General features: G+C 57.6%; 22 protein-coding genes. 15 read left to right on the forward strand and 7 right to left on the reverse strand.

What is annotated here, in order from left to right:
* Window positions 1–120: 120 nt before the first annotated feature.
* The 15 genes from M8006_RS15715 to mgtE all read left to right on the forward strand — a co-directional run bounded on the left by M8006_RS15715 (window position 121) and on the right by mgtE (window position 14,981).
* Window positions 121–1,806 (forward strand): TonB-dependent receptor domain-containing protein, encoded by a 1,686-nt coding sequence (locus tag M8006_RS15715; RefSeq protein ID WP_250083882.1) that lies wholly within the window; start codon window positions 121–123, stop codon window positions 1,804–1,806.
* A gap of 64 nt (window positions 1,807–1,870) precedes the next feature.
* Window positions 1,871–2,926, forward strand: coding sequence for a ChuX/HutX family heme-like substrate-binding protein (locus M8006_RS15720; RefSeq protein ID WP_250083833.1), 1,056 nt, complete (start codon window positions 1,871–1,873; stop codon window positions 2,924–2,926).
* Window positions 2,923–3,831: a heme/hemin ABC transporter substrate-binding protein gene (locus tag M8006_RS15725; RefSeq protein ID WP_250083835.1), complete on the forward strand. Its 909-nt coding sequence runs from the start codon at window positions 2,923–2,925 to the stop codon at window positions 3,829–3,831. Before M8006_RS15720 ends, M8006_RS15725 begins: the two co-directional genes overlap by 4 nt.
* Window positions 3,828–4,868, forward strand: a complete 1,041-nt coding sequence (locus M8006_RS15730) for a FecCD family ABC transporter permease (RefSeq protein WP_250083837.1) — start codon at window positions 3,828–3,830, stop codon at window positions 4,866–4,868. The genes M8006_RS15725 and M8006_RS15730 overlap by 4 nt, the downstream gene beginning before the upstream one ends.
* Window positions 4,862–5,623, forward strand: coding sequence for an ATP-binding cassette domain-containing protein (locus M8006_RS15735; RefSeq protein ID WP_250083839.1), 762 nt, complete (start codon window positions 4,862–4,864; stop codon window positions 5,621–5,623). Before M8006_RS15730 ends, M8006_RS15735 begins: the two co-directional genes overlap by 7 nt.
* A gap of 113 nt (window positions 5,624–5,736) precedes the next feature.
* Window positions 5,737–7,407 (forward strand): isovaleryl-CoA dehydrogenase, encoded by a 1,671-nt coding sequence (locus M8006_RS15740; RefSeq protein WP_250083841.1) that lies wholly within the window; start codon window positions 5,737–5,739, stop codon window positions 7,405–7,407.
* 33 nt (window positions 7,408–7,440) lie between these two features.
* Window positions 7,441–7,575, forward strand: coding sequence for a hypothetical protein (locus tag M8006_RS18180; RefSeq protein WP_284047088.1), 135 nt, complete (start codon window positions 7,441–7,443; stop codon window positions 7,573–7,575).
* A 74-nt stretch (window positions 7,576–7,649) separates the two neighbouring features.
* Window positions 7,650–8,576, forward strand: coding sequence for a LysR family transcriptional regulator (locus M8006_RS15745; protein ID WP_066314758.1), 927 nt, complete (start codon window positions 7,650–7,652; stop codon window positions 8,574–8,576).
* 126 nt (window positions 8,577–8,702) lie between these two features.
* A complete protein-coding gene (dctP, locus tag M8006_RS15750; protein WP_250083843.1) occupies window positions 8,703–9,752 on the forward strand; it encodes a TRAP transporter substrate-binding protein DctP in 1,050 nt (349 codons plus the stop codon).
* Between the two features lie 121 nt (window positions 9,753–9,873).
* Window positions 9,874–10,365, forward strand: a complete 492-nt coding sequence (locus M8006_RS15755; RefSeq protein ID WP_250083845.1) for a TRAP transporter small permease — start codon at window positions 9,874–9,876, stop codon at window positions 10,363–10,365.
* Window positions 10,366–10,407: 42 nt separating this feature from the next.
* Window positions 10,408–11,685, forward strand: a complete 1,278-nt coding sequence (locus tag M8006_RS15760; protein WP_250083847.1) for a TRAP transporter large permease — start codon at window positions 10,408–10,410, stop codon at window positions 11,683–11,685.
* 4 nt (window positions 11,686–11,689) lie between these two features.
* On the forward strand, window positions 11,690–12,451 hold the full coding sequence (locus M8006_RS15765) for a M15 family metallopeptidase (RefSeq protein WP_250083849.1): 762 nt from the start codon (window positions 11,690–11,692) through the stop codon (window positions 12,449–12,451).
* 250 nt (window positions 12,452–12,701) lie between these two features.
* Window positions 12,702–13,076 carry a YbaN family protein gene (locus M8006_RS15770; RefSeq protein WP_250083851.1) on the forward strand — a complete coding sequence of 125 codons (375 nt, stop codon included), beginning with the start codon at window positions 12,702–12,704 and terminating at the stop codon, window positions 13,074–13,076.
* 137 nt (window positions 13,077–13,213) lie between these two features.
* Entirely contained in the window at window positions 13,214–13,555 is a 342-nt protein-coding gene (locus tag M8006_RS15775; protein WP_250083853.1) for a DUF6482 family protein, read from the forward strand.
* 70 nt (window positions 13,556–13,625) lie between these two features.
* The gene (mgtE, locus tag M8006_RS15780) at window positions 13,626–14,981 is read left to right on the forward strand and encodes a magnesium transporter (protein WP_250083855.1); all 1,356 of its coding nucleotides are present in this window, start codon (window positions 13,626–13,628) and stop codon (window positions 14,979–14,981) included.
* 20 nt (window positions 14,982–15,001) lie between these two features.
* Here mgtE and M8006_RS15785 read toward each other — a convergent pair whose 3' ends face one another.
* From M8006_RS15785 to M8006_RS15815, 7 genes are all read right to left on the reverse strand, one after another.
* Complete coding sequence (locus M8006_RS15785) at window positions 15,002–16,123, reverse strand: Gfo/Idh/MocA family protein (RefSeq protein WP_250083856.1); 1,122 nt, start codon at window positions 16,121–16,123, stop codon at window positions 15,002–15,004.
* 198 nt (window positions 16,124–16,321) lie between these two features.
* Entirely contained in the window at window positions 16,322–17,824 is a 1,503-nt protein-coding gene (locus M8006_RS15790) for a CoA-acylating methylmalonate-semialdehyde dehydrogenase (protein ID WP_250083859.1), read from the reverse strand.
* A 34-nt stretch (window positions 17,825–17,858) separates the two neighbouring features.
* Complete coding sequence (iolE, locus tag M8006_RS15795; protein ID WP_250083860.1) at window positions 17,859–18,761, reverse strand: myo-inosose-2 dehydratase; 903 nt, start codon at window positions 18,759–18,761, stop codon at window positions 17,859–17,861.
* A 31-nt stretch (window positions 18,762–18,792) separates the two neighbouring features.
* On the reverse strand, window positions 18,793–20,640 hold the full coding sequence (gene iolD, locus M8006_RS15800; RefSeq protein ID WP_250083862.1) for a 3D-(3,5/4)-trihydroxycyclohexane-1,2-dione acylhydrolase (decyclizing): 1,848 nt from the start codon (window positions 20,638–20,640) through the stop codon (window positions 18,793–18,795).
* A 1-nt stretch (window position 20,641) separates the two neighbouring features.
* Window positions 20,642–22,600: a bifunctional 5-dehydro-2-deoxygluconokinase/5-dehydro-2-deoxyphosphogluconate aldolase gene (locus M8006_RS15805; RefSeq protein ID WP_250083864.1), complete on the reverse strand. Its 1,959-nt coding sequence runs from the start codon at window positions 22,598–22,600 to the stop codon at window positions 20,642–20,644.
* A 28-nt stretch (window positions 22,601–22,628) separates the two neighbouring features.
* On the reverse strand, window positions 22,629–23,525 hold the full coding sequence (locus M8006_RS15810) for an ATP-binding cassette domain-containing protein (protein ID WP_250083867.1): 897 nt from the start codon (window positions 23,523–23,525) through the stop codon (window positions 22,629–22,631).
* A gap of 1 nt (window position 23,526) precedes the next feature.
* On the reverse strand, window positions 23,527–24,657 hold the full coding sequence (locus M8006_RS15815; protein WP_250083869.1) for an ABC transporter permease: 1,131 nt from the start codon (window positions 24,655–24,657) through the stop codon (window positions 23,527–23,529).
* Window positions 24,658–24,706 lie beyond the last annotated feature (49 nt).

Here is a 24,706-nt window from a genome sequence, read left to right on the forward strand (position 1 = left end):
TGGCTTGGAGGGTAGAATCTGTCATGGCGTATCCATTTGTGTTGGTTGAAATCTTGGTCGTGATCAATCAACAGGATACGCCACCCTTCCTTCTGTCCTCCATACACAACATCCGACTATATCTCGCGCTTGGATGGTGTTCGTCAGGATATCTCCACCGGGCACATCGGCAACTTCTTCCTCGACCCAGGCTTGATTCAAGAGGTCCAGATTGCCCGTGGTGCGCTCTCAAGCCTTTACGGCAGCAATGCCATGGGCGGGGTGATCAGTTTCACCAGTGTGGAGTCCGATGACCTGCTGGCCCCCGGCGAAGATAGCGGCCTGCGCCTTTCCGTCGGCGGGGCAACGGCCAGCGACGAACTTCGCGGCAGCCTGACCGCCTTTGGTCGCCGAGATACCGCCAACGGCAAGGTGGACGGCCTGTTCTCAATTGGTCGCAGTGAATCCGGCGATATTCGCCGCGCCGGGGGCGATGAAGCCGAAGAGGATGCCACGCTTAATAGCCTGCTGCTAAAAGGCGGCTGGGAACCCAGTGACGATCAGCGGATATTCATGAGCTGGCAGCACTACGACGAACGCGCCACCCAGCCCGCCAACCCACAGCAGCTTTCCACCGATGCCAGCAACCCTCTGCGTGACCGCGATGTGGAGAGCCACAACGTCCAGTTAGGCCACCGCTGGCAGCCCAGCGCTGTCACCGACGTTACCTCCCGACTTACCTTTAGTCAGCAGACTATCGATGAACCCCAGGCCAACCGCACCTTAGAGCGGGTCGGGCTGCAGAGCGACGGCTACCACCGTATGGATCACGGCGGGCTCTCGCAAACGCTGGTATTCGGTGTCGAGCTGGAGCAGGCACGCCAACGACCAGAGGGCGAAGCCAATGGCTTCCCCAACGCCGATATCGACACCCAGGCAGCCTATCTCGACACCACCCTTACCGCTGGACGCTATCTAGCCGATGGCGGCGCCGGGCAATTTGACGTTGGCCTGGGTGCTCGCTACGACCGCTACGATGCCAGTGGCCAAAACGACGCTGATAGCGTCCACGACCAAATATCGCCGCGTTTTCGCCTCGCCTGGCGGCCCGACGATGCCTTGATGCTGTTTTCGGGGTACGCCGAAGCCTTCCGTGCTCCCAGCCTTTCCGAGCTTTACGCCAACGAGCGCCACTTTGCCGGTTTCTGCGCCGGGCCAACCTTCTGCACGCCGGACAACTACTGGATCCCCAACCCCAACCTTTCACCTGAATCTAGCCACACCTGGGAGAGCGGCGTGGTGTGGCACCAGGGCGACTGGCAGGTTCGCGCCAGCTACTTCGATACCCGCGCGGACGACTTTATTGATACCCAGGTCGACATCATGGCAGGCACTACTCAAGCGGTGAACGTACAGCGCGCCCAGCTGTGGGGGTATGACGCTCGGGTGACTTGGCAACCCAGTGCCTTACCGCCGCTGACCAGCTTTGTGGGCCTTTCGGAAGTCTCCGGCAAAGACCGCGACTCTGGCGCAGTGCTGGGCAGCCAAACGCCTTTGGAAGCCACCCTAGGTAGCGAGCTTGTGCTGTATCGCAGCGGTGTGCGCCTGGGCTGGCAAGCGCGCTTTGCCCAATCGTTTGATAAACAGGGCGACGATGAGCGCCTGCCCGGTTACGGCCTGCACGACGTTCATCTCGGCTGGCAAATCACCCCGGCCGTGGATACCTCGCTGCGCCTTGCCAATCTTGGCGACAAGGTGTGGTACCGCCCCGACGGTAGCCTGGGCGATGGGCGCAGCCTGTTCGCCACCTTCAATTGGCGGTGGTAGTTCCGTGTCGTGGTAAACCCATGCAGTGATAACCCCCATGTAGTGGTAAACCTAGAGGTGCGTCATGATTTCATCCCAACAGATCGCTATTATCGAAGCCCTTGACGCGGCGCGTGCCGCTCAGCCGCGCCTTCCCGCCATTGAGATTGCCGAACGCTTATCGATCAGTGAAGGCGAACTCCAGGCCGCCCGCCTGGGCCGTAATGTATGGACGCTACCGCTCACGCCCAACGAACTTGCCGCCTATCTGCCTCAGTTGGGGCGGGTGAAGGCGTTGACTCGCTCACGGCTGGCCGTGTTAGAGCAAACCGGCGATTACCCGGCACTACGCGACAGGCCACAAACAGGCCTGCTGCTCGCCCCCGGTGGCTTGGATCTACGGTTACTTTACTTACACTGGTATTGGGCCTGCTTGATTCGCGACCTCATGCCTTCCAGCAACGAAGAAGAGCCACAGTGGCGGTGGAGCCTGCAGATATTTAACCAGCATGGCTGCGCCGTGCATAAGTGCTTTGCTCTGGAGAACCCGCTGCCGCGCCCCTGGGGCGCACTAGCGGCCTTGGGCACTCAAGACACGCCGGCGTTTACCCAGAGCATGCCCCGCCTCAAGCGCCCACTCCCCAAAATACCCACCCTGGCTAGCGAGTGGGGTGAGATGCGCGATGTGCACCAGTTCTTTGCGCTTCTAAAGCGTCACCACCTGGAACGTATTGAGGCCAACCAGTTAATGGAGGGTCGCTTTACGCGTGCGCTGCCTACGCGCTCACTGGAAACCGTGTTTCAGCAGGCCAGCCAACGCGCACTGCCGTTGATGTTGTTTGTTGCCAGCCCCGGCTGCGTTCAGATCCGCACCGGCATATTGCCCACCCCGCAACGTGCCCGCGGTTGGCTGAACCTGTTTGGCGAGCAGTTCACCCTGCACCTTGATGACACCGCGATTGACCAAGTGTGGCAAGTCAGCAAACCCAACCGTGACGGCGGCGTGACCAGCATTGAGGCCTTCGATGCCCAGGGTGCGCTAGTGCTGCAGCTTTACGCAGAACGCCAGGAAGGCCGCGCGGAGCGCCGAGAGTGGCGGCAGTTGCTGGATGAACTCGGCAAACAGGAGGCAGTGGCATGAATGCAACACGCCTAATACGCCGCTCACTGGCAGCACTGCTGATGGGGTGGCTGACCACCGGGGCCGCATTGGCCAGCGAGCGCTGGGTGGTGCTGGGTGGCGATATTGCCGAAACGCTGGCCTACCTGGGTGCTGATATTAACGTTATCGCCCGAGACGACACCGTGGTGTATCCACCTGCCATGGCGGCGCTACCCTCGGTGGGTTACCTGCGCCAGCTCTCCGCTGAAAGCGTGCTTTCTGTTAAACCCGACCTGATCCTGGCAGCTGGGCACGCAGGCCCCAAGGAAGTGTTGGAGCAGCTAGCGGCTGTTGGTGTCAGTATAGAGATCATCAGCACCCCGCCCACCTTGGAGGCCATTGGCGACAAAGTCCGTGCCGTTGGGCAGCTCACCAATCGCAGAAAAGAAGGTGATGTCTTAGCCGATACACTGAACGATAAACTAGCGCAGCTAGCCAACCTGCCCGCCCTGCCCCCAACTCGCGCTATATTTATTATGCAGCATAGCGGCTTAACCCCCCGGGCAGCAGGCAGCGATACCGCGGCGCATACGGCGCTTGAAGCGGTGGGCCTGGAAAATGCCTTTGCTGAAATGCAAGGCTATCGCAGCGTAGGCGCCGAAGCGCTAGCCAAGAAAGCGCCCGACATTGTGATTGTCTCCGAGCGGGGCTTGGCGGCAATAGGCGGCGAAGCCGCGCTATGGCAACTGCCTAGTATGGCATTGACCCCCGCGGGGCGCCATCGACAATTGATTACGATTGATGACCAAGCGCTGCTCGGCTTTGGCCCGCGCACACCTGATCAGCTACTCACTTTGCGCCAGGACGTTGAAGCCCTCTTGAGCACATCTATGAACGCCCAGACTCATTCTGCCCGAGCCACCACCGCCCAAGTAAGCCCATGATTGCCATTCTCAACGTCTACCGTTTTCGGCTACGTCTGCCGATTAGCCGAACCACTCGTGTGCTGTCAGGATTAACAGCTGCATTACTCGTCGCGCTTGGCTGGTCAGCCGCCTCGGGCGCGTTGGGCGTATCCCCCTGGGAGCTAATCAGCGGCGAGGCCGACTCGCTCAATGTTCAGGTGTGGTGGCAGCTACGTCTGCCACGCTTACTGTTAGGCGTCGCGGTGGGGGCAATGCTTGCCGGTAGCGGTACCGCCATGCAGGGGCTGTTTCGTAACCCGCTGGCCGACCCGACTCTGCTGGGCCTTGCCAGCGGCGCAGGGCTGTTTGTAGCACTATGGATTGTGCTATTTCAAGACAGCGGCGCAGGCAGCCTTTACGGCCAGTTTGCGGCGGGCTTTCTGGGCGCTTTATGCGTCTGTTTGATTGTGTTTGGCGTAGCCAAGCGCCAGGGCAGCGGCAGTGCTGCGGTAATGACACTGCTATTAGCGGGCTTGGCCATCAATACGCTGGCCGGCGCTGGTGGTGGGGTTTTAGCCTTTATCGCCAGCGATGAACAGCTGCGCCAGCTTAGTTTATGGGGCATGGGCACGCTGACGAATGCCCTGTGGCGCACTACAGCGCTCGCCATAGTACTGATTACCGTTGCCCTATGGCGGTTAATGCGCAGCGCGCGCGAACTCGACCTACTGCAGCTAGGCGAAGCGACCGCCCATGCGGCGGGGCTGGATGCTAGCCGCTTAAAGCGCCGGGTGGTGGTCGCAACCTCGCTGGGTGTAGGGCTGTGCGTGGCGCTTACTGGCGTGATTGGCTTTCTAGGCCTGCTGGTACCCCACTGCCTAAGGCTCTGGCTGGGGCCTAGCCACCGATTGCTGCTCCCCGCCTCAATGTTAGGCGGCGCGCTGCTGCTGGTCGTGGCCGACACCCTGGCCCGCACCGTTGCCGTGCCCGCGGAAATCCCCGTCGGACTGCTGACCAGCCTGTTGGGCGGGCCTTACTTCCTGTACCTACTGATGCGCAGGAACCGAACATGCTAACGCTTCATCAGACGGGTTTAACCACCACGCCCGCCATCGCCCCTCTGGACGGCACTCTTCGCCCCGGCGAGCTGCTGGCCATTGTCGGCCCCAACGGCGCGGGCAAAAGCACGCTACTCAGCCTCCTGTCCGGGTTTCGCCCTGCCGAGCAAGGCGAACTACATCTGGATGGCAAGCCCTTGCGCGAATGGCCCATCGCCGAACTTGCCAATCGTCGTGCGCTGGTCGCCCAGCAGGAGCTACCCGGCTTTGACTGGCAAACCATCGAACTAGTGAGTCTTGGCAGTAACCCGGCTAAATCACTGGTGGCTGAGTTACTCGACGACCTGGATCTCACCCATCTCGCCAAGCGCAGCGTGCTCTCGCTATCCGGCGGCGAGCGCCAACGGGTGATGATCGCGCGAGGCGCTTGCCAGCTCCTCTCAAGGTGTTCTCCTACCGCCAGGGATGGCGGTCTTTTATTGCTGGATGAACCGACCAGCGCCCTGGATATCGGCCAGCAGCAACGCCTAATGCGCCAGCTACGCGCCTGGGCCGCGCAGCACCGCATAGCAATTGTTTGCGTGCTACACGACCTTAATCTCGCCAACACCTACGCCGACCAGGTTTGGCTGCTGCATCAAGGCAAACGTATTGACCATGGGCTACCCCACCAAGTGCTCAACCCTACGGCTATCGCGCAAGTTTACGCAGTCGAGCTTCAACATATAGAGGGCACTCCTCACGGCAAACCCCTGCTAGCACTATCGCCTTAAGACCGCTAGCAGCAACCATCGAGCACTATCCCGCCGGGTGGCAAAGCCATAATATACGTCCATACTTATGAACAGTAAGCAGTCCTGATATTGAACAATAAGAGGTGGCTACTATGCTGTCGCACTTCCCCCTCGCCGATCAGCTACAAGCGAGTACCCATCAGGTGGAAAACCAACCGCCGTCGCTGGAGAACGTCAACAGCTTCACCACTGACCGCGCGCTACAGGAAGGCGTCAAGCGCGAAGGCGGCACTGACGACGCCTCACTCAAGACGTTTGGCCAGTGGGCAGGCTCGGCTGAAGCCATCGCCTTAGGGTTTGACGCCAACCGCCACTCGCCACAGTTGGTCACCCACGACCGGCAAGGCCATCGAGTCGATCTGGTCGAGTTTCACCCGGCCTATCACCAGCTTATGCAAACAGCGGTGGAGCACGGCCTGCACGCCAGCCCCTGGCGAAACCCAGGGCCGGGCGCCCACGTCAACCGGGCCGCCAACTACTTTCTACACACACAGGTGGAAGCGGCCCATGGCTGCCCGATTACCATGACGTTTGCTGCCCTGCCTGCGTTACGCCACCAGCCCAGCCTGCTTGAACACTGGGGCAATAAAATCACCGCGCCGCACTACGACCCGCGCAACGTGCCCTATTTCGAAAAACAGGGCGTCACCCTCGGCATGGCAATGACTGAGAAGCAGGGCGGCTCCGATGTGCGGCTTAACACCACCCGCGCCTATCCGATTGATCAAGGCGGGCCAGGTGAAGCCTACGAGCTGGTGGGGCATAAGTGGTTTGTCTCCGCACCCATGTGCGACGCGTTTCTGGTGCTCGCCCAGGCCCCCGGCGGCTTGAGCTGTTTTCTGCTGCCGCGCTGGCGACCCGACGGTACTAAAAATCCGCTGCATATCCAGCAGCTCAAACGCAAAATGGGAAACGTGGCGAACGCTTCCAGCGAGACCGAGCTACGCGGCGCCTTTGCCTGGATGGTGGGCGACGAGGGACGCGGTGTGCGCACCATCATCGAGATGGTGGCCATGACCCGCTACGACTGCATGATCGGCTCTGCAGCCGGCATGCGCCAGGCCACTGCCCAGGCAATTCACCACGCCACCCATCGCCATGCCTTCGGGGCGCGTTTGAGCGAACAGCCGCTGATGCAAAACGTGCTCGCCGATCTGGCCATCGAGAGTGAAGCCGCGACGACCCTGATGCTGCGCATGGCGAGAGCCATGGATCAGCAAGACAACGAGCATGAGCGCCTGCTGGCGCGAATCGCCACGCCCGTCGGCAAGTACTGGATCTGCAAGCGCACGCCCCACCACGCCTATGAAGCGATGGAAGTCATCGGCGGTAGCGGCGTCATGGAAACCCACATGATGCCACGTCTATTCCGCGAATCGCCCATCAACGCCATTTGGGAAGGCAGTGGCAACGTTCAGTGCCTGGATATCCTGCGCGCAATTGAAAAGCAGCCCGAGGTGCTCGACGCCTACTTTACGGAACTCGCCAAGGCACAAGGCGCTGATTCGCATCTTGACCGCTTTATTCAGCAATTACAGCGGGAGATGCAGGATACCCAAGCGCTTCAGTACCGCGCTCGTCAGTTGGCGGATGGTATGGCCCTAGCGTTACAGGGCGCCCTGCTGGTGCAGCACGCTCCCGCTTATGTGGCCGATGCATTCTGTGCCGGACGACTGGCTGAACGAAACGGCCTCAGTACCGGCACGCTGCCTGCCGGGCTTGATTGTGCGGCGATCATTGCGCGCGCCCGGCCCGCGGAATAATCGCATCCGCCCGCTGATTCGCTGGGTCGAAGAGTGCTTCCCCGGCATCAGCACCCGCCGCGTGGTGCCCTGGGCTGGACGCTCTCCGCGATCACCGCCGACATGCTGGCGGATGCGGTGGAGGCGAAAGACGCACAAAGCGAACGATCTACACAACCTCTCGCCTAGCCTTACCTGCATCAATTGCACGTGCTTAGCGGTCATCCGTTAATATGTATGACACCTTATGGTCAGGTGTATTTATGCTAAATCAGCGTGCGTTAACTTACCTCAATGAAGTCATTCGCCGCGGCTCGCTAAGGCGCGCCGCGGCCCACCTGAATGTCGATGCCTCCGCTGTTAGCCGCCAATTAAAAGCACTGGAAGAAGAATTGGATACGCAGCTGTGCGAGCGACACGGACGCGGCATGCGCGCAACCGCAGCCGGTCAGTTACTGGTGCATCACTTTCATGCCCAGCGGGCCTCAGAAGAAGCTGTACTTTCCCAACTCATGGCACTTCAGGGCCTGGCGAAAGGCGAAGTACGTATTGCCGTTGGGGAAGGGTTTATCGCTGATCTGATCACTGCCCCGCTAGGCACGTTTATGTCGGCGTTTGCGGGTATTAATGTCGAAGTCCGTATGGCGGGTGTCAATGAAGCGATGTCGCTACTCAAAGATCGCGAAGTGGATATAGCGCTACTTTATGCACCGCCGGTCGACCCGCAGCTTTACTGCCATGTGGAAACGCGCCAGCCACTCGATGTCATTGTTCCCCCCAATCACCCTCTCATTGAGCTGAATCGGCCCGTGACGCTGCATGACTTAAAAGATTGGCCGCTGGCGTTAATGGACAATCCTTTCGGCATGCGGCAAATGGTCAATATGGTGGCTCACCAGGAGCGTATTCATCTTGAAGCACGCCTGCACACCAACTCTGTATCCGTGTTGAAGAATTTCGTTCGCTCAGGCATTGGCGTTACGTTTATGCCGGAAATCACCGTCATTGATGAAATAGAGCGCGGCGAAATTTGCACGCTTCCCATGCGCTACCCGGTGATGAACGGTACCCGTGCGCAGATCGTTAGCTTGAAGGGGCAAGAACTCCCCGTGGCTTCTACAGCCTGTATCGATCATCTACACAAAGGCATGCGCTTTTTCTCGGCCGATGCGCCACGACTGTTGCAATAAAGTCCACACTAAAGGCCTTGCATAGTCAACGCCTCAATACATAGTCTTCCTGTAGGCAACACCTATAAATCTAATAACGCTCACTCAGCACCCTACAGCTCACGACAATAAACCAGGAGACTGACTATGTTGACTTACCCAGTGTTGACTCAACGCTTTTCACCCCAGCGGCTCATCTCGGCTTGCCTAATCGGCTCTGCCCTGATGGCTGGTAATGCCGTCGCCGAGACCACGATCAATTTGGGTTACAACGGCGCCCCCGACCCCGAGAAGAATGCCGTCCACGTCTTTGCCACTAACCTTAAAGAACTGGTTGAAGAAAAAACCGACAACCAGATCCAGCTAGAGCTATATCCCAATAGCTCGCTGGGCGAAGAGCAGGAACGCATGGAGCAGACCATGAGCACGCCGATGCTCAATGTGGCGTCCTTCGCGGGCGTCTCTCCTCTCGTCGATGAGATTTTCGTCAGTGCTATTCCGTTTCTGTTCGACGATTTTGCGGCGGCTCGCACCTTCTTCGATGAAGGGGCGTATTGGCAGGAAGTCAGTGCGGCGCTGAAGGAGCGGGCCGGCATCGATATGCTGGCAGTCGTCGAAGAGGGCGGCTTTTTGGCGTTCACCAATAACGAGACGCCCATCAGTCACCCTGACGACTTCGAAGGTCTCCGCTTCCGGGCCATGGACCCCAGCCAGGTTGCTCTCTATGAGGCCTTCGGTGCCTCCGGCACGCCGATTCCCTGGACAGAAACCTACATGGCACTGCGCACCGGGGTAGCGGACGGCCAGATGAACCCACCGATGTATATCATTCTGGGCAGCCTTTACGAAGTACAGGACTACCTGACGCTTGCCAATATCCAGTATTCGAATCAGTTCCTGGTGGGCAACAGCGAAATGATCGCCGGTTGGGATGACGAGCTTCGTGGTGCCTTTCAGGAAGCCGTCGCCGAAGCTAACCACAATGCCCGTGAGCACAACGAGGAGCAGGTCGATTCACGTATCGCCTACCTGGAAGAACAAGGTATGGAAGTGATTCGCCCTTCTGAAGAAGACTTAAGCGCTTTTCGCGACATTGGTCAGCCTGCTTACCTTGAATGGCTCGAAGAGCGTGATATCGAGCAACGCTGGATCGACATGGCGCTGGAAGATGCGGGTATGAGCGACCTGCTCGACTAACGGCCTCCAGTACTGCAACGACGACGGGGGCTGGTACCTTACCGGCCCTCTATTGCCAGTACTTAATGTTCCCGTACTTAATATTAGTGCTTAACGTTTCTGTGCTTCATGGAAGGCTGCCATGCTTAATACGCTTCGATCCCGTCTTTTGGCGATCAGCCGCCCTGTTACCCTAACGCTGGCGGGCGCGCTGTTATCCCTCAATGTTGCCGCCATTCTGTTTGGGGTGTTTGCACGCTACATCGCCGGTGGCGCTCCTATCTGGACAGATGAGCTATCCCGTTTCTTGATCATCGCCACCGTAATGCTTGCGGCTGGAGCCGTCTGGTCGGAAGGCGGACATATGCGCGTCGGGCTGTTAGAGAAGCTATTGCCAGCCCCCTTCGCACGCCTGCTCAATGTGTACCAATGGCTACTTACCCTGTTGATTGCAGCGGGCGGCGCATGGGTCAGCTATCGCTATGCATTATCGGTCAGCATGTTCACCACGTCTGGGCTCGGCATTAGCCGCACGGTGCCATTACTTTCATTACCTATTGGCTTCTTGCTACTGACTTGGCATGTCCTTCTCTATGGTCCTGCCCCGCTTACGACCGTTGAGGACTCTTTATGAAAACCGTTGAGGACTTTCTATGAAGACCGTTGAGGACTCCCTATGACTGTGACGATGCTGGTCGTTTTCCTTGGTCACGTATTACTTGGGCTGCCACTGTTTATTGCGTTGTTAACCACCGCGTTTGTGGGTTTTTTATTTGTCGACTTCTCGATGATTCCACGCATGATGCCCCAGCAATTCTTCAGTGGTATCAATGTTTTCTCACTGATGGCCATTCCGTTATTTATTCTTGCCGGCAACCTGATGAACGTCAGTGGCTTAACCGAGCGTCTGATGGGATTCGCTCGCCTGATAGTCGGGCACTTACGCGGCGGCATGGGCCATGTGAATGTGGTTTCGAGCGTATTCTTTGCAGGCGTTAATGGCTCAGCGGTGGCCGATACCTCGGCGCTTGGGTCGCTGCTGGTACCTGCCATGGAGAAAGAAGGCTATTCAAGGGCGTTTGCTGCCGGGTTAACTGCGGGCAGTTCGCTGATCGGCCCGATTATTCCGCCCAGTATCTTTATGATTCTTTACGCCTCACTGACGAATACGTCAGTCGGTGATCTGTTTCTGGCGGGCGTTGTGCCAGGAATGCTGCTGGGTGTTGCCTTTATGGGCATGAACGCCTGGTATGCCTGGCGCCACCGATTACCCAAAAGCACTCAATTACCCTCATTGGGTCAGCTTGGCTTTGCATTTATCGCGGCGCTGCCTGCGCTTATTGCTCCCTTCATCATCGTTGCCGGTATCGTGCTAGGCTTTGTTACACCCACGGAGTCGGGCGCGTTGACCGCACTGTATGTCGCCTTATGTGGCGTCATGCTGGGTGGGTTACGGCTCAAGGAATGCTGGAAAGCCATTTTGGATACGGCACGCCTGACCTCTGCCATTTTTCTGATTATGGCGGCCTCAGCCACGATTAGCTGGTTGCTTTCCTATGCTCAGGTGCCGGAACAGTTTGTGTCACTGTTATCACCCTATGTGGACAATAGCGTCGTTATTTTATTACTGCTCAGCGCCATCACCTTTGTCACGGGCATGTTCATGGAGGAAGTATCGGCGTTAATGCTACTGACGCCTATCTTCGCACCAGTGGCCATGATGGCGGGTATCGACCCTATCCATCTGGGTATTATCATCACGCTGAACATCACCATTGCCTTGATCACGCCGCCGCTGGGTGCCTGCGTCTTCGTGGCGGCTGCGGTTAGTCGTCTTGAAATTGTGTCGCTATTCAGAACCATTTGGCCCTTTGTGCTGACTGCAATTGCGGTACTTATTTTATTAATTCTCTTTCCACCGCTGACGCTGTGGTTACCCACCCTGCTTGGATAAGACAATGCCTTTGAACACACTATTGAAGGCCTTGCCGCCTGTCCCCAGCTACCCAGCACCGCGCTGGGAACAGCTGCGCCGCGTCCCCATTGACGATAATGGTGAGCGTTTGATGCCGATGAGCCTCGCGCCCTCACCGATCCGCGTTTTTCCCGCCTATGCACGGCTGGGCATTCCGGGCGCGATACCGGAGTGTTTCGTTCGTGAGGGGGTTTATCGGGCACTACTCGCCGCGGCACGCAGCTTGCCCGACGGCATCGGTTTAATCGTACTGGACGGCTGGCGTCCATGGCGGGTGCAGCAATATCTGTTCGATACCCTGCACGAAGCTATCCACCACCACCAACCCGACCTCAGTGAAGCGGAGTTACTGGAGCGCACAAGGGAGTTTGTCTCGGTACCCAGCCGTGATCCGCTCGCCCCCAGCCCGCACCTTACCGGCGGGGCGGTCGACGTCACGCTGTGTGGTGCCGATGGCCTACCGCTGGACATGGGCACCTTGTTTGACGAGGCATTACCGGCCTCTCATAGCGACTATTTCGAGCATCTGGAAACGCTAATCCCTCAGCAACACAAAGCACGTGATCACCGCCGCCTGCTTTATCACATCATGCGCGAACAAGGCTTCACCAACCTGCCCAGCGAATGGTGGCACTTCGATTATGGCGATCCATTATGGGCCTACTACGGGCAACACAGTCATGCACATTATGGGGCTGCCGAGTTGGACACTATCGAGAACCGCTGGCGCAGGCAGTTGGGGTAACTGTCTAACTTAGCCGCTAGCGCCTAGTGATCCTCAAGCTCGAGCAGCACCGCCAAAGCTAAGCATCAAGGCAGCGGCCATGCTCAAACCACCGCGCACCACATCACGACGGGATACATAATGACAATACGATGGTGAAGTGCCTGCCTTTAGATGAAGACTGTCTGTGTGGCAAAGCAGTGACATAAGTCCATACTTATTTAATACTCAGCACGATGACTTTATTGAAACGTGCCTACCGGGAGCGAGAATGAGACTGATCCGCCTCATGTGGGTCGTACTGGCGGGGTTGAGCTTTAGTATTGGTGCACTTGGCATTTTTCTGCCCCTGCTGCCTACCACCGTCTTTATGCTAATGGCGGTTTACTGCGCCTCCAGAGGTTCGCCCCGCTTTGAGGCATGGATCCGCTCCCGCCACTATGTCGGCCCGTTGCTAGTTGCCTGGGAGCAAGAGCGTGCCATCTCCAAGCGCGGTAAGTTGGCGGCCGTTAGCATGATCGCGTTGAGTGCGCTGATTACCGGCTGGTCGCTCGGCCCCGGTTGGACCCGCTGGTGGGTGATAGCGCTACTGGTGCTGATTGCCATTTGGCTCGCTACCCGGCCAGAGCCTTCCTCCTCGTCTTAAATTGACGCCTGGCCTGCTCAATTCATCATCTTTCAAGTGCGCTCTGTAAAGGCCCAAACCAACTCCTTAAAGAGCTGTACAAATGCAGTTAAGCCTTTAGTCTTAGCGTATAGAATATTCACTCATGAGGATTCGCCATGTCTTCCACACTTCCCGCTCGCGTTACCCTTGAAGACCTTGCGCAATACGCCACACCGCTGCCCGACATAGAAGTCCACGGGCTTGATATGGGCTGGTACATCGTTCGCTTGCATCGGGATAACGCTGTCAGTTTGCTCACCGATCAGAATGGCGAAACGCAACGTTTTACCGGCACACAATGGATTGGCCGTGCGCTGGTGCCGCTAGGTTTCACCCACGGTACGCTGACCTGGGCTGACGCCGCCGACGAAATGATTGGCACCAATGTGCCACCTGTGTCTGCTCAGCAGCGCATGGCCCATGGTGTTCGCGTCGCTTTTAACCAAGCCTGTCTATAAGATTGATAGAGCGCCATCAAGAGCTTTCAAGTGGCTGTGTTGACGATCAATTTGCCGAAGGATGGACGCTATGCGCGATGATGAAAAATACACCAATACCGAAGAGCAGTTGCTTTATCTTCAAAAAAGCCTGGATGACGAAGACGGTACCGCCCTGGAAGAGCTATTTTCCGAGCTGGACATCCTGGCCATTGCGCGCACCCTTGAGTCTTTCCCCGCCAAAACCCGCGATCTGCTCTGGGAGTACATCCCTGCCGAGCTAGTCGGCGAGGTGTTGGCAGAAGTCGATGAAGACATCCGGGCTGACTACATCGAAGATTTATCGGCCAGCGATGTGGAGCAGATCGTCAAGGGCCTGGATGCCCAGGAAGTGGCAGAAGTACTGGACGTTGCTGACGAAGCCATCAAAACCAGCGTTTATGCCAGCCTGGACCAAGAAATTCGCGCCCAGGTAGAAAACCTGCATGCCTATGAAGATGACGTCGTGGGGCGCTACATGGACCCTGAGACGGTCAATGTAAAACAGGGCGTCTCGCTAGGGGCCGTGCAACGCTATATACGTATCCACCAGCTGCTCGACGATGAATCCCAGCAGATCATGATCACGGATAAAGATAAGCGATTGCTCGGTACGCTGACGTTGATTGATTTGATCAAACAACCACAAAATGCCGTGGTTGATGACTATATGGATGATTTCTTTACCCTGAACGATCAAATGAAAGTCAGTGATGCAGCGGCATTATTGCGCTCCAAAGAACTGCCCTTTGTGCCCGTATGTGATAGCGATGGACTGTTGGTTGGGCAGCTGAACTCCGCCGATGTGTTGGAAATCACCCAAGATGACGCTGATATGACCTTGAAGCACATGTCGGGCGTCAGCGATGAAGAAGAAGTGTTCACCCCCATCCTGCGCAGTGCCAAAAGCCGCGGCATCTGGCTGGGTATTAACCTGTTGACCGCTTTTTTAGCCGCCTCCGTCATTGGCCAGTTTGAAGCAGTACTCGATCAAATCGTGGCACTAGCCATCCTGATGCCTGTCGTTGCCAGCATGGGTGGTATTGCCGGTAGCCAAACCCTGACGGTCGTCATCCGCGGTTTGGCTCTGGGCCAACTTGCGGGTAACAATAAACAGTGGCTGTATAACAAGGAACTATGGGTAGGCATGATCAACGGCTTGGTGTGGGCGCTGGTCGTCGGCTTCATTTCCTATCTGTGGTTTAGCGACCCGTTGATTACGCTAGTGATCACACTGGCCATTTTTATCAATATGAGCCTGGCCAATGTCTCTGGGGTGCTGATTCCATTAGTGTTAAAAAAGCTGCAGATTGACCCGGCACTGTCCGGCGCGGTGATTTTAACGACCGTTACCGATGTGGTCGGATTTTTGTCATTCTTGGGGCTCGCGACGTTGATTATTTTATAAAGACATAGAAGAGATAACCGTCAGACCACCACCCACTGCCCCGTCTTATCTGACGTTTCGATGGCATTGATCAGTCGATTAACCCGCGCGGCTTCGCGAAAGCCGGGGTAGAGGGGGCGACTGTTGATGATGCCTTCGACCAGATCACGCACTTCGATAATTTTCTGATCGTTATAGCCCAGACCGTGCCCCGGTGCGGGGCTAAAAGCAGCATAGTCGGGATGTTCGGGGCCCGTAAACAAGGTGGTAAAGCCGCGCCTCCCTGGGGCATCACCATGGCGATATAGCTGAAGTTCGCTCATGCGCTCCTGATCAAACACAATGGCACCTTGAGTGCCCGTTAGCGTATAGGCCAACCCCATTTTGCGGCCAGCGGCTACCCGTGAGGTCTCGATATTGCCGATTACCCCCTGGTCAAAACGCAGCATGGCCTGGGCCTGGTCGTCGTTTTCCACTGCGGCCATACCGCTGCCGTCAGCCTTGGGGCGCGAGGCGATGACGGTTTGTAGCTGACCGCATACCTCGGTAATACGCTGTCCGGTTAAAAACTCGGCCATATTGAGAATATGCGATCCCACATCACCTAGCGCGCCGGCACCCGCTGTTGCCCGCTGTGTATGCCAGTCGTGGGGCTTTTGAGAGTCGAGTAGATAATCCTCGTTGTGCCGTCCACGAAAGTGAATCAACTCACCAATTTCACCACTGGCGACAATTTCGCGGGCCAATTGGGTGGCTGAATTGCGAATATAGTTGAAGCCCACCAGGGTTTTGACGCCCGCCTTTTCAGCCGCAGCGACCATCTCGTCGGCATCGGCGCTACTTAGCGCCAGCGGCTTTTCAGCGTAAACATGCTTGCCCGCGGCAATGGCGGCCAGCGCCATCTCTTTATGCAGAAAATTGGGCGCGCAGATATCCACCACGTCCACTCCACTGTCTGCCACCAGGGCACGCCAATCGTCAGTGGCGCGGGCAAAGCCCCAGGCCCGCGCCCGGCTTTCGGCTGTGGCGAGGTCGACATCCGCCAACAGTTCGCACACGGGTTTAGTGGGCAGTTCAAAAACGCTGGACGCCGCGTTAAGGGCAATCGCGTGGGCTTTACCCATAAAGCCGGTGCCGATTAAGCCAATTTTGAGGGTTTTCATTGTGATTATCCCTGCTAACAATTTCACTGCCGGTAAAATACAGGCTCCATAAACGTGGTGTGAGGGCAGTTTGAAGCGAGGGTCTTTCGCCATGGATGGCGAAAGTAGCGCCCATGGAAGGGTTCACAGCGCCCTCGCGGAAATCTGCCCTCATCACCAGATATACATACCTGTTTTAGTGAGCCACTATCAGGCTGTTTACATCGTCGGCATAGTGAAGTGATTGGTCTCTTCGCGGATGCCGCTGGGCCAGCGTTGGGTGATGGTTTTCATGCGGGTGTAGAAGCGCACGCCATCCGGGCCATGCATATGCAGCGGGCCAAACAACGAACGCTTCCAGCCGCCGAAGCTGTGGAACGCCATGGGCACTGGAATCGGCACATTAACACCCACCATGCCGACCTGGATCTGCTCGCAGTACTGACGCGCAGCGTCGCCATCCCGGGTAAAGATCGCCGTGCCGTTACCATACTCGTGGGCATTGACCATGCTGACGGCTTCGTCAAAGCTTTCCGCACGGGCAATCGCCAGCACCGGGCCGAAGATCTCCTCGGAGTGAATGCGCATCTTAGGTGTCACATGGTCAAACAGCGTCCCGCCAATAAAATAGCCATCGCCCGCGCCGTCTATGGTTGTCTGACGGCCATCCACGACAAGCTCGGCGCCCTCATCGACGCCGGTTTGGATATAACCCGCCACTTTGTCCCGGTGTTCGCGGGTGATCAGCGGGCCCATATCGTTATCCGGGCCATCGACCAGGCCAGGCCCGACCGTCAATTTCTCCAGTTCAGCTACCAGTTTTTCACGCAGGCGGTTGGCGGTCTCTTCGCCCACGGGCACCGCGACAGAAATCGCCATGCAGCGTTCCCCTGCCGAGCCGTACGCGGCCCCCATCAGCGCACCCACCGCCTGATCCAGATCCGCGTCAGGCATGATCACCATGTGGTTTTTGGCCCCACCCAGGGCCTGAACGCGTTTGCCATGTTTTGATGCCGTAGCGTAGATGTATTCGGCGATGGGCGTGGAGCCTACAAAGCTTACCGCCTGGACACGCTCATCGGTGAGCAGCACATCCACGGCTTCTTTATCGCCGTTCACGACGTTGAAGACGCCATCAGACAGGCCCGCTTCTTTAAGCAGCTCGGCTAATCGCAGCGGCGTAGAGGGGTCTTTTTCAGACGGTTTCATGACGAAGGTGTTGCCACAGGCCAGCGCGATGGGAAACATCCACATGGGCACCATGGCAGGGAAGTTAAACGGCGAGATACCCGCACAGACGCCCAGCGGCTGCATCATCGAGTAGCTATCGACGCCGGTACCGACGTTCATGGAGTGCTCGCCTTTCTGCAGGTGGGGAATGCCACAGGCAAACTCGACCACTTCCAAACCACGGGTCACTTCGCCTTTGGCATCGGAAAACACCTTGCCGTGTTCGCTGGAGATCAGTCGCGCCAACTCATCGGTGTGCGCCTCGACCAGTTCCTTGAATTTAAACAGAATTCGAGCGCGCTTTAGCGGCGAGGTTTTTGACCAGGCGACAAAAGCCTCATCGGCGATGCGCACTGCGTCGCGAGTTTCGTCGGCACTGGCCAGCGCCACCTGGGCGCTCTGCTCACCAGTGGCCGGGTTGTAAACCGGCGAGGTGCGTTGGCTCTGACCTGCGATATGTTGGCCATTGAGGTAGTGGGATAGCGTCTTCATAAAGACTCCTGAAAGATACGTCGCGGGTACTGTTTTAGTCGGCAATGTCAAACCCTGCCTGCTCGGCAAGTTGACGTAGGTTACGGTAGCCCAGACGGGCATAAGTCAACGGGTGAGCGACTTCGGGGTCTTGTTCAGCCTCAACCACCAACCAGCCTTGATAACCCTGTTCACACAGGTGGGTTAAGGCGGGCAGAAACGCCACATCACCATCCCCCGGCACGGTAAACAGGCCGTCCAGCACGCCGTTTAAAAAGCTTTTGTCGCGGTTGCGCACTGCGTCCAGCACCGGGAAGCGCAGGTCTTTGCAGTGCACATGGTGGATACGCTGGCTGTAGCGTTTGGCGATGGCGAGCGGATCGCCACCCGCGCCGCACAGATGACCAAAATCAAGCAGCAGCCCTACTCCTTCACCGGTGTTGTCCATTAAGCGCTCAACGTCGGCCTGGCTTTCGATCACCGTGCCCAAATGATGGTGGTACACCAGTTGAATGCCCTGGGATTTCAGGTAGTCGCCAACCACGTCCAAGCCTTTGAGCAAGCGTTGCCATTCGTCCTCGGCAAGATGCGGACGTTGGGAGAGCGGGCGCTCCTGATCGCCGTGTACACAGTGAGTGACTTCACACAGCACCATCACCTTGGCGCCACACTGCTTGAGCAGGTTCATATGGTCTTGAATGGCTTCAATCTCGTCTTCCGGGCTGCGCTCCAGCAGATGTGCGGAGTACCAGCCCGAAACAAGCGCCAAATCGTGAGCGCTAAGCACCTCATTCAAGGCGTCGGGCGTGCGGGGAAATTTATTGCCCAGTTCAAAGCCGCTAAAGCCTGCTTCGCGTCCCTCTTTCAAACAGGTTTCCAGCGGTGTTGCGCCGCCCAGTCTGGGCAAATCATCGTTCGTCCAGGTGAGCGGATTGATGCCTAAAGTAACCGTTGGCATAGCGTATTCCTTATGATTGTGTTTGTTGGTATTAATGGCGTTGGCGCTGCTTGGCCTCGCGGTACCCTTGATAGGCGTTATTGACCGCTTCACGCTCAGAAACTTCGGGCACGGCCACTTCCCACCAGGCACCACCTTCTTCGGTGCTGGGTAACGGGTCGGTATCCAGGGCGATCACATAGGTAGAGTGGGCGGCGCGAGCGCGCACCAGCGCTTGCTCCAGTTCGGCAATACCACTCACTGATTCCGCCTCACAGCCTAGGGATTTGGCATGGGCAGCAAAATCAGTTTTCGGTGCGCCCGCCTCCACCGTGTGGCAATCTTGCAGTAGGTTGTTGAAGCCCGCGCCGCCGGTGGCGTGCTGCAGGCGGTTGATACAGCCATAGCCACGGTTATCCAACACCACCACAATCAGCTTATGGCCCAGCATCACCGAAGTCGCCAGCTCCGAGTTGTGCATCAGGTAGCTACCATCGCCCACCATCACCACCACTTCGCGCTCAGGCTTGGCCATTTTAACCCCCAAACCACCGGCAATTTCATAGCCCATACAGGAGAAGCCGTACTCCACGTGATAGCTGCCAGGGCCCGAGCACTGCCAGAGCTTATGCAGCTCGCCGGGCAAACCACCGGCCGCGCATACCACAGTGGTATCGTTGCCTGCCTGGCGATTAACCGCACCAATCACCTGGGCATCGGTGGGCAACGCGCTCCCTTGATCAGCCGTTACTTGATGCACTGTCTTGGCCCACTCGCGCTTGAGCGTTTCGGTCTGCTCGCGCCATTCATTGCTGGCGCAACAATCGACTAATGCTTCATCGAGTTGCTCAAGTCCTGCCAAGGCATCGCAGGTCAACGACAGTGCCTGGTGCTTAACGCTATCGAAACGCCCGACATTGAGGGCGATGAGCGTTTTATGATTGCTTTCAAACAATGCTCGGGAGCCGGTGGTAAAGTCCTGCAGCCGGGTGCCCACCGCCAGAATGACATCGGCCTGCTCCGCCAACTGATTGGCGGCTGCGCTACCGGTGACGCCAATGGCACCTACTGCGCAGGGGTGGCTGTCGGCCAATACGCCTTTGCCCGCCTGGGTTTCGGCTACCGGGATGCCGCGCGCTTTGGCAAATTCGGCCAAGGCGTTGCAGGCATCCGCGTAGTGCACGCCACCACCGGCAATCATCAGCGGACGTTTGGCCTGTTGCAGCGCGGCGATTGCTTGACGAAGCTCGTAAGCATCCGGTGGCGGGCGGCGAATACGATTCACCTTGGGGGTAAAAAAGGCTTCCGGGTAGTCGTAGGCAAAGGTCTGTACGTCCTGGGGCAGCGCCAGGGTCGCAGGGCCGCAGTGCTCGGGGTCAAGCATTGTGGAAATCGCCTGGGGCAAGCTGGTCAGCAGTTGCTCGGGGCGGCTGATACGGTCGAAGTAGCGCGATACCGGGCGAAAACAGTCGTTAACACTGATGCTGGGGTCGCCGAAATGCTCCACCTGCTGGAGGACCGGGTCGGGGTCGCGGGTAGCAAAGGTGTCCCCGGGTAACAACAAAATTGGCAGTCGGTTGGCATGGGCCAGCGCCGCCGCAGTGATCATATTGGTCGCCCCTGGGCCAATCGAACTGGTGGCGGCCATTAACCGCTTGCGGCCATTGGCTTTGGCAAAGCCAATGGCCGCATGAGCCATGGCTTGCTCATTATGAGCGCGAAAGGTAGGCAGCGTGTCTTGCACGTGGTAAAGCGCTTCGCCTAACCCAGCCACATTGCCATGACCAAAAATCGCAAACACGCCTTCGAACAGCGCCACCTCTTGACCATCAATCTCGATACGTTGCGCGGCAAGATACTTGACCAGCGCCTGGGCCATGGTGAGTCGAATGGTGCTCATCTTACGCCTCCTCCGTCTTAGCTAGCGTTTGCGGCTGCGCCTTCCTTAATTGCCGCCACGCCTTTATCAGTTCGGCATAGTTCTGGGAGACCCGCTCTACCAAGCTAGCGTCGTCGATAAGCCCCGCCAGCCAGTCGCGACTCGCGCTGGCAAATAGCGTGCGTCCAACGGTAAACCCCTTACAGCAAGGGTGTTTAGCGGCTTCTTCAAAGCCGCGTTTCATGTCGTCCATAGGCGCGTCGAGTCCAAGTAGAACAACTCCTCGGCAGTAAGGGTCTTCGCGATCAATCGTCTCGCCCACCGCCTGCCAGGCGGCATCTGACATGGCGGGAAGTTTCCACCAGTCGGGACAAATCCCCAGGTTGTAGAGCCGCTGCAAGCTGCGAGGCAAGGTGGTGTTGTCACTGGGCATATCGGCAGGGGGAATAACTTCAATCAGTAACTCCAACCCATAGGCACACGCTGCCTGGTAGAGCTGGCGCAGGCGATCTTCCTGCTCCAGGCGTAGCGAGATGTCATCGTCGGGGTGATAAAACACCAGGCATTTGATGATTTGTTCCCGCGGCCATTGGCGCAGGCAGGCACCTAAATCATCGCCATGCTGGAAGCGCAGCGGACGTGAGCCCGGCAGTTCCACCGGACGACCAATCCACCAGCCTTGGCCACTAGCTTGATTAAGCGCCTCCTGACCCAGTACGTCGTCGACCAAAATGGCCGGGGTGCTTAGGCCACCTAGTTTTGCACCTTCTTCGGCGGCGGTGACCAAGAGTTTTTTGAGAGCCGGTAGCCGTGCACTGTCGGCATGCTCTTCGCGCGCCATATCGGTGAGTTGGCGGCGGTGGTCAAACGCCAAACCTAGCACTTCTGGCCATTGGGTCGGCACGCGGGTGGTTACCCGGTGTAGATGATTCAGCCGTTGATCTATATCCGGGCGGGAAACATCATCACGCCGGGCTAGATAATCAAATAACTCGTCCTCGGTGGGCATGGCAGGGGCACAACCGTGGCGGGAGACCACCAGCGCCCCACAGGCGTTGGCATAGGCAGCGCTGGTTTGCCAGGGCTCATTGCGTAACCAGCCGCGCAGTAGCCCGCTCATAAAGGCATCACCGGCACCCAGTACATTGAGCACTTCGACCTGTACGCCCTTAACCAAAATACCGTCTTCAATGCGGTCAGGAATAGCCCCTTCATACACTACACAGCCCATGGGCCCAAGCTTGCATACCAGGGTAGCCTGGCTAACCTCACGCACTACGCGCAGGGCCGCCAGAGTGTCCGTACTGCCGCCGGCAATATGAAACTCCTCTTCAGTACCCACAATCAGGTCAAAATCGGGTAACCAGCGCTGCAGATCGGTGGTGACTTTTTCATCGGCGATAAAGCGGGTCTCGCCATCGCCGGGATTGGTCAGTCCCCACAGCACGGGGCGGTAGTCGATATCCAGCACCCGCTTCAAGCCATAATGAGCGGCGGCGTCCAGCGCCTTGCGGCATGCCCGCCGGGTGGTATCTGTTGAAAGGTGGGTGCCGGTAATTGCCAGGGCTTTTGCCCGGGCAATAAATTCAGGGTCGATAGCGTCAGCATCGATGGCCATATCGGCGCAGTCGCGACGGTAAAACAGCAGCGGAAAGCTTTCGCGGTCTTTCAGCGCCAACAGTACCAAGCCGGTGTGGCGCTCAGGATCGGTTTGTAGCGCGCTGGTATCCACCCCTACCCGCGCCAGTTCCTCGCGTACAAAGCTGCCCATCTGCTCATCGCCAACTCGCGAGAGCATGGCGGATTTCAGCCCTAACCGCGCAGTTCCGTAGGCCATGTTGCCCGAGCTGCCACCCAGGTACTTGGCAAAGCTGGTCACATCTTCTAAACGGCTGCCAATCTGTTCGGCGTAAAGATCGACCGCCACCCGCCCCATGCAAATCAGGTCAAGCGGTCGGTGTTGAGTATTGTTATTGCGCATAAATCCTCCCCACGGCACTGTCTTATACTTAATAGCCGCCTGCTAAACGCTTTTCGGCAGACTCATCGACATTCGCGCCAGCGGCCTTCGGAGTGGGCTGGTCGGCAGCAGCGCTATTGGCTTTTTTTTCACGGTCGCTGCGCTGAAACTCAGCGAGTTCTGCATCCAAACTCTCCAGTTCAGCACCACCAGCCATCATGTTGAGCACTTCTTCGCGGGTAACTTCTTCTTTACGGAAGGAGCCCAGGCTGCCGCCACGTGATAAAAGGGTGAACGCATCGGCCACCGGGAAGGCATGGTGAACGTTGTGGGTAATAAAGATGACCGCCAAGCCATCGGCCCGCGCCTTGGCGATATAGCGCAGCACTACCGAGGCCTGCTTGACCCCGAGGGCGGACGTTGGCTCATCCAGAATCAGCACTTTGGCGCCAAAATAGACCGCCCGGGCAATCGCTACGCACTGACGCTCACCACCGGAAAGCGTGCCCACCGGCTGGCTCGGATCGCGCACATCAATGCCGATTTTGGCCATTTCCTGCTTGGCAATGCGGTCGGCGTATTTCCAATCGATACGTTTAAACGGCCCCCAACCCACCGTCGGTTCGCGACCCATAAAGAAGTTCCGGGTGATCGACATCAACGGCACCATCGCCAAGTCCTGAAAAACCGTCGCGATACCCGCATCTAGCGCGTAAGCCGGTGACTTGAAGCGGGCAGGTTCGCCATCCAGCAGCATCTCACCGTGGGTCGGCTGATGTACCCCCGAGAGAGTTTTAATCAGTGTTGACTTACCGGCGCCGTTATCGCCGAGCAGGCACATGACCTCGGCAGAACAGACCTGCATCGAGATATCGCTCAAGGCGATGACACTGCCGAAATGCTTACTGACATTGCGCATTTCAATCATTGGCGTTTGAGTTGTCATGTTACTTGGCCTCCATCGCCTTCTTGCGCATGTAATTGTTGAACAGCACGGCCACCAGCAGCATCATGCCCAGGAAGACCTGGAACCAGTCAGTGTTAACACCGGTATAGAAGATACCCATTTGCACCATGCCAAAGATCAGCGCACCCAGCGCTGCACCAATGGCAGACCCATAGCCACCGGTCAGCAAAGCGCCGCCAATCACCACTGCGATAATGGCCTCCAGCTCTTTTAACAAGCCGCGAATGGTGTCCGCCGAACCGGTATCCATGACCTGAATGCAGGCAAAGATGGTGGCGGAGAAAGCGGTAAACATGAAAAGCGAAATCTTGACGCGGTGGACAGGCACGCCTGAGTTACGTGCAGCGTTGGCGTCGCCGCCGCTGGCGAAAATCCAGTTGCCATAGGGCGTGCACAGCAGTACCCAGGTTGCCACGGCGGTTAAACCCAACCACCAGACGATAGAGACCGGAATGCCCGAAACCACGGGGTTGCCCGCGAAGTTAGTGCCGATCCAACCTTGCGTGGCCATCCAGGAGAACAGGCCCGTGGCTACCTCGCCTGAGAATAGTGCCGCGAACCAATCGCCAGGAATATTCTCTTGTACGCCCCCGACCTGAGTACGCCCTGTCAACAACCGGCTGACACCAATCGCAAGGCCACGCAGAATAAACAGAAAGCCCAGGGTAACGATAAATGACGGCAACCCCGTTTTATTAACCAGGTTACCGTTAATCCAGCCCACTAACCCGGCACAAGCGAATGCCAATAAAATAGCGGCCCATAGTGGCCAGCCATACTCCACGGCAGGAATGGCGATCAGGATGCCAGCGAGGCCAATCATCGACCCAATCGACAGATCAAACTCACCGCCGATCATCAGCAGCGCAGCCGCCGTGGCGATAATGCCCAGTTGTGCGGCGACTTCGAGGAAATTAATAATACCCGCGGGGGTAAACATCCCGGTGCCGCTGGAGGCGGCGATAAAGAAGGCAAGCACCAGCACGGTACCGGCCAGCGCCCCCAACTCAGGGCGATTTAATGCTTTCTTCCAGAACGATACTCTCTGGATCCGTTCGTCTTGATCAACCGCTGCTGGCGCAGCCGATGGGTTAGTCTCATTGGAACTCATGGCGCTCGACTCCCAAGGCTCGGCAGCGCCGAGCCTTTTCCGATTTAGG

This window comes from Halomonas llamarensis (assembly GCF_023555005.1).
Taxonomy (GTDB): domain Bacteria; phylum Pseudomonadota; class Gammaproteobacteria; order Pseudomonadales; family Halomonadaceae; genus Vreelandella; species Vreelandella llamarensis.

Coding starts and splice junctions, on each gene's coding strand:
- M8006_RS15720 (WP_250083833.1), top strand. CDS start 1,871: ATGATTTCATCCCAACAGATCGCTATTATCGAAGCCCTTGACGCGGCG.
- M8006_RS15725 (WP_250083835.1), top strand. CDS start 2,923: ATGAATGCAACACGCCTAATACGCCGCTCACTGGCAGCACTGCTGATG.
- M8006_RS15730 (WP_250083837.1), top strand. CDS start 3,828: ATGATTGCCATTCTCAACGTCTACCGTTTTCGGCTACGTCTGCCGATT.
- M8006_RS15735 (WP_250083839.1), top strand. CDS start 4,862: ATGCTAACGCTTCATCAGACGGGTTTAACCACCACGCCCGCCATCGCC.
- M8006_RS15740 (WP_250083841.1), top strand. CDS start 5,737: ATGCTGTCGCACTTCCCCCTCGCCGATCAGCTACAAGCGAGTACCCAT.
- M8006_RS15745 (WP_066314758.1), top strand. CDS start 7,650: ATGCTAAATCAGCGTGCGTTAACTTACCTCAATGAAGTCATTCGCCGC.
- dctP (WP_250083843.1), top strand. CDS start 8,703: ATGTTGACTTACCCAGTGTTGACTCAACGCTTTTCACCCCAGCGGCTC.
- M8006_RS15755 (WP_250083845.1), top strand. CDS start 9,874: ATGCTTAATACGCTTCGATCCCGTCTTTTGGCGATCAGCCGCCCTGTT.
- M8006_RS15760 (WP_250083847.1), top strand. CDS start 10,408: ATGACTGTGACGATGCTGGTCGTTTTCCTTGGTCACGTATTACTTGGG.
- M8006_RS15765 (WP_250083849.1), top strand. CDS start 11,690: ATGCCTTTGAACACACTATTGAAGGCCTTGCCGCCTGTCCCCAGCTAC.
- M8006_RS15770 (WP_250083851.1), top strand. CDS start 12,702: ATGAGACTGATCCGCCTCATGTGGGTCGTACTGGCGGGGTTGAGCTTT.
- M8006_RS15775 (WP_250083853.1), top strand. CDS start 13,214: ATGTCTTCCACACTTCCCGCTCGCGTTACCCTTGAAGACCTTGCGCAA.
- mgtE (WP_250083855.1), top strand. CDS start 13,626: ATGCGCGATGATGAAAAATACACCAATACCGAAGAGCAGTTGCTTTAT.
- M8006_RS15785 (WP_250083856.1), bottom strand. CDS start 16,123: ATGAAAACCCTCAAAATTGGCTTAATCGGCACCGGCTTTATGGGTAAA.
- M8006_RS15790 (WP_250083859.1), bottom strand. CDS start 17,824: ATGAAGACGCTATCCCACTACCTCAATGGCCAACATATCGCAGGTCAG.
- iolE (WP_250083860.1), bottom strand. CDS start 18,761: ATGCCAACGGTTACTTTAGGCATCAATCCGCTCACCTGGACGAACGAT.
- iolD (WP_250083862.1), bottom strand. CDS start 20,640: ATGAGCACCATTCGACTCACCATGGCCCAGGCGCTGGTCAAGTATCTT.
- M8006_RS15805 (WP_250083864.1), bottom strand. CDS start 22,600: ATGCGCAATAACAATACTCAACACCGACCGCTTGACCTGATTTGCATG.
- M8006_RS15810 (WP_250083867.1), bottom strand. CDS start 23,525: ATGACAACTCAAACGCCAATGATTGAAATGCGCAATGTCAGTAAGCAT.
- M8006_RS15815 (WP_250083869.1), bottom strand. CDS start 24,657: ATGAGTTCCAATGAGACTAACCCATCGGCTGCGCCAGCAGCGGTTGAT.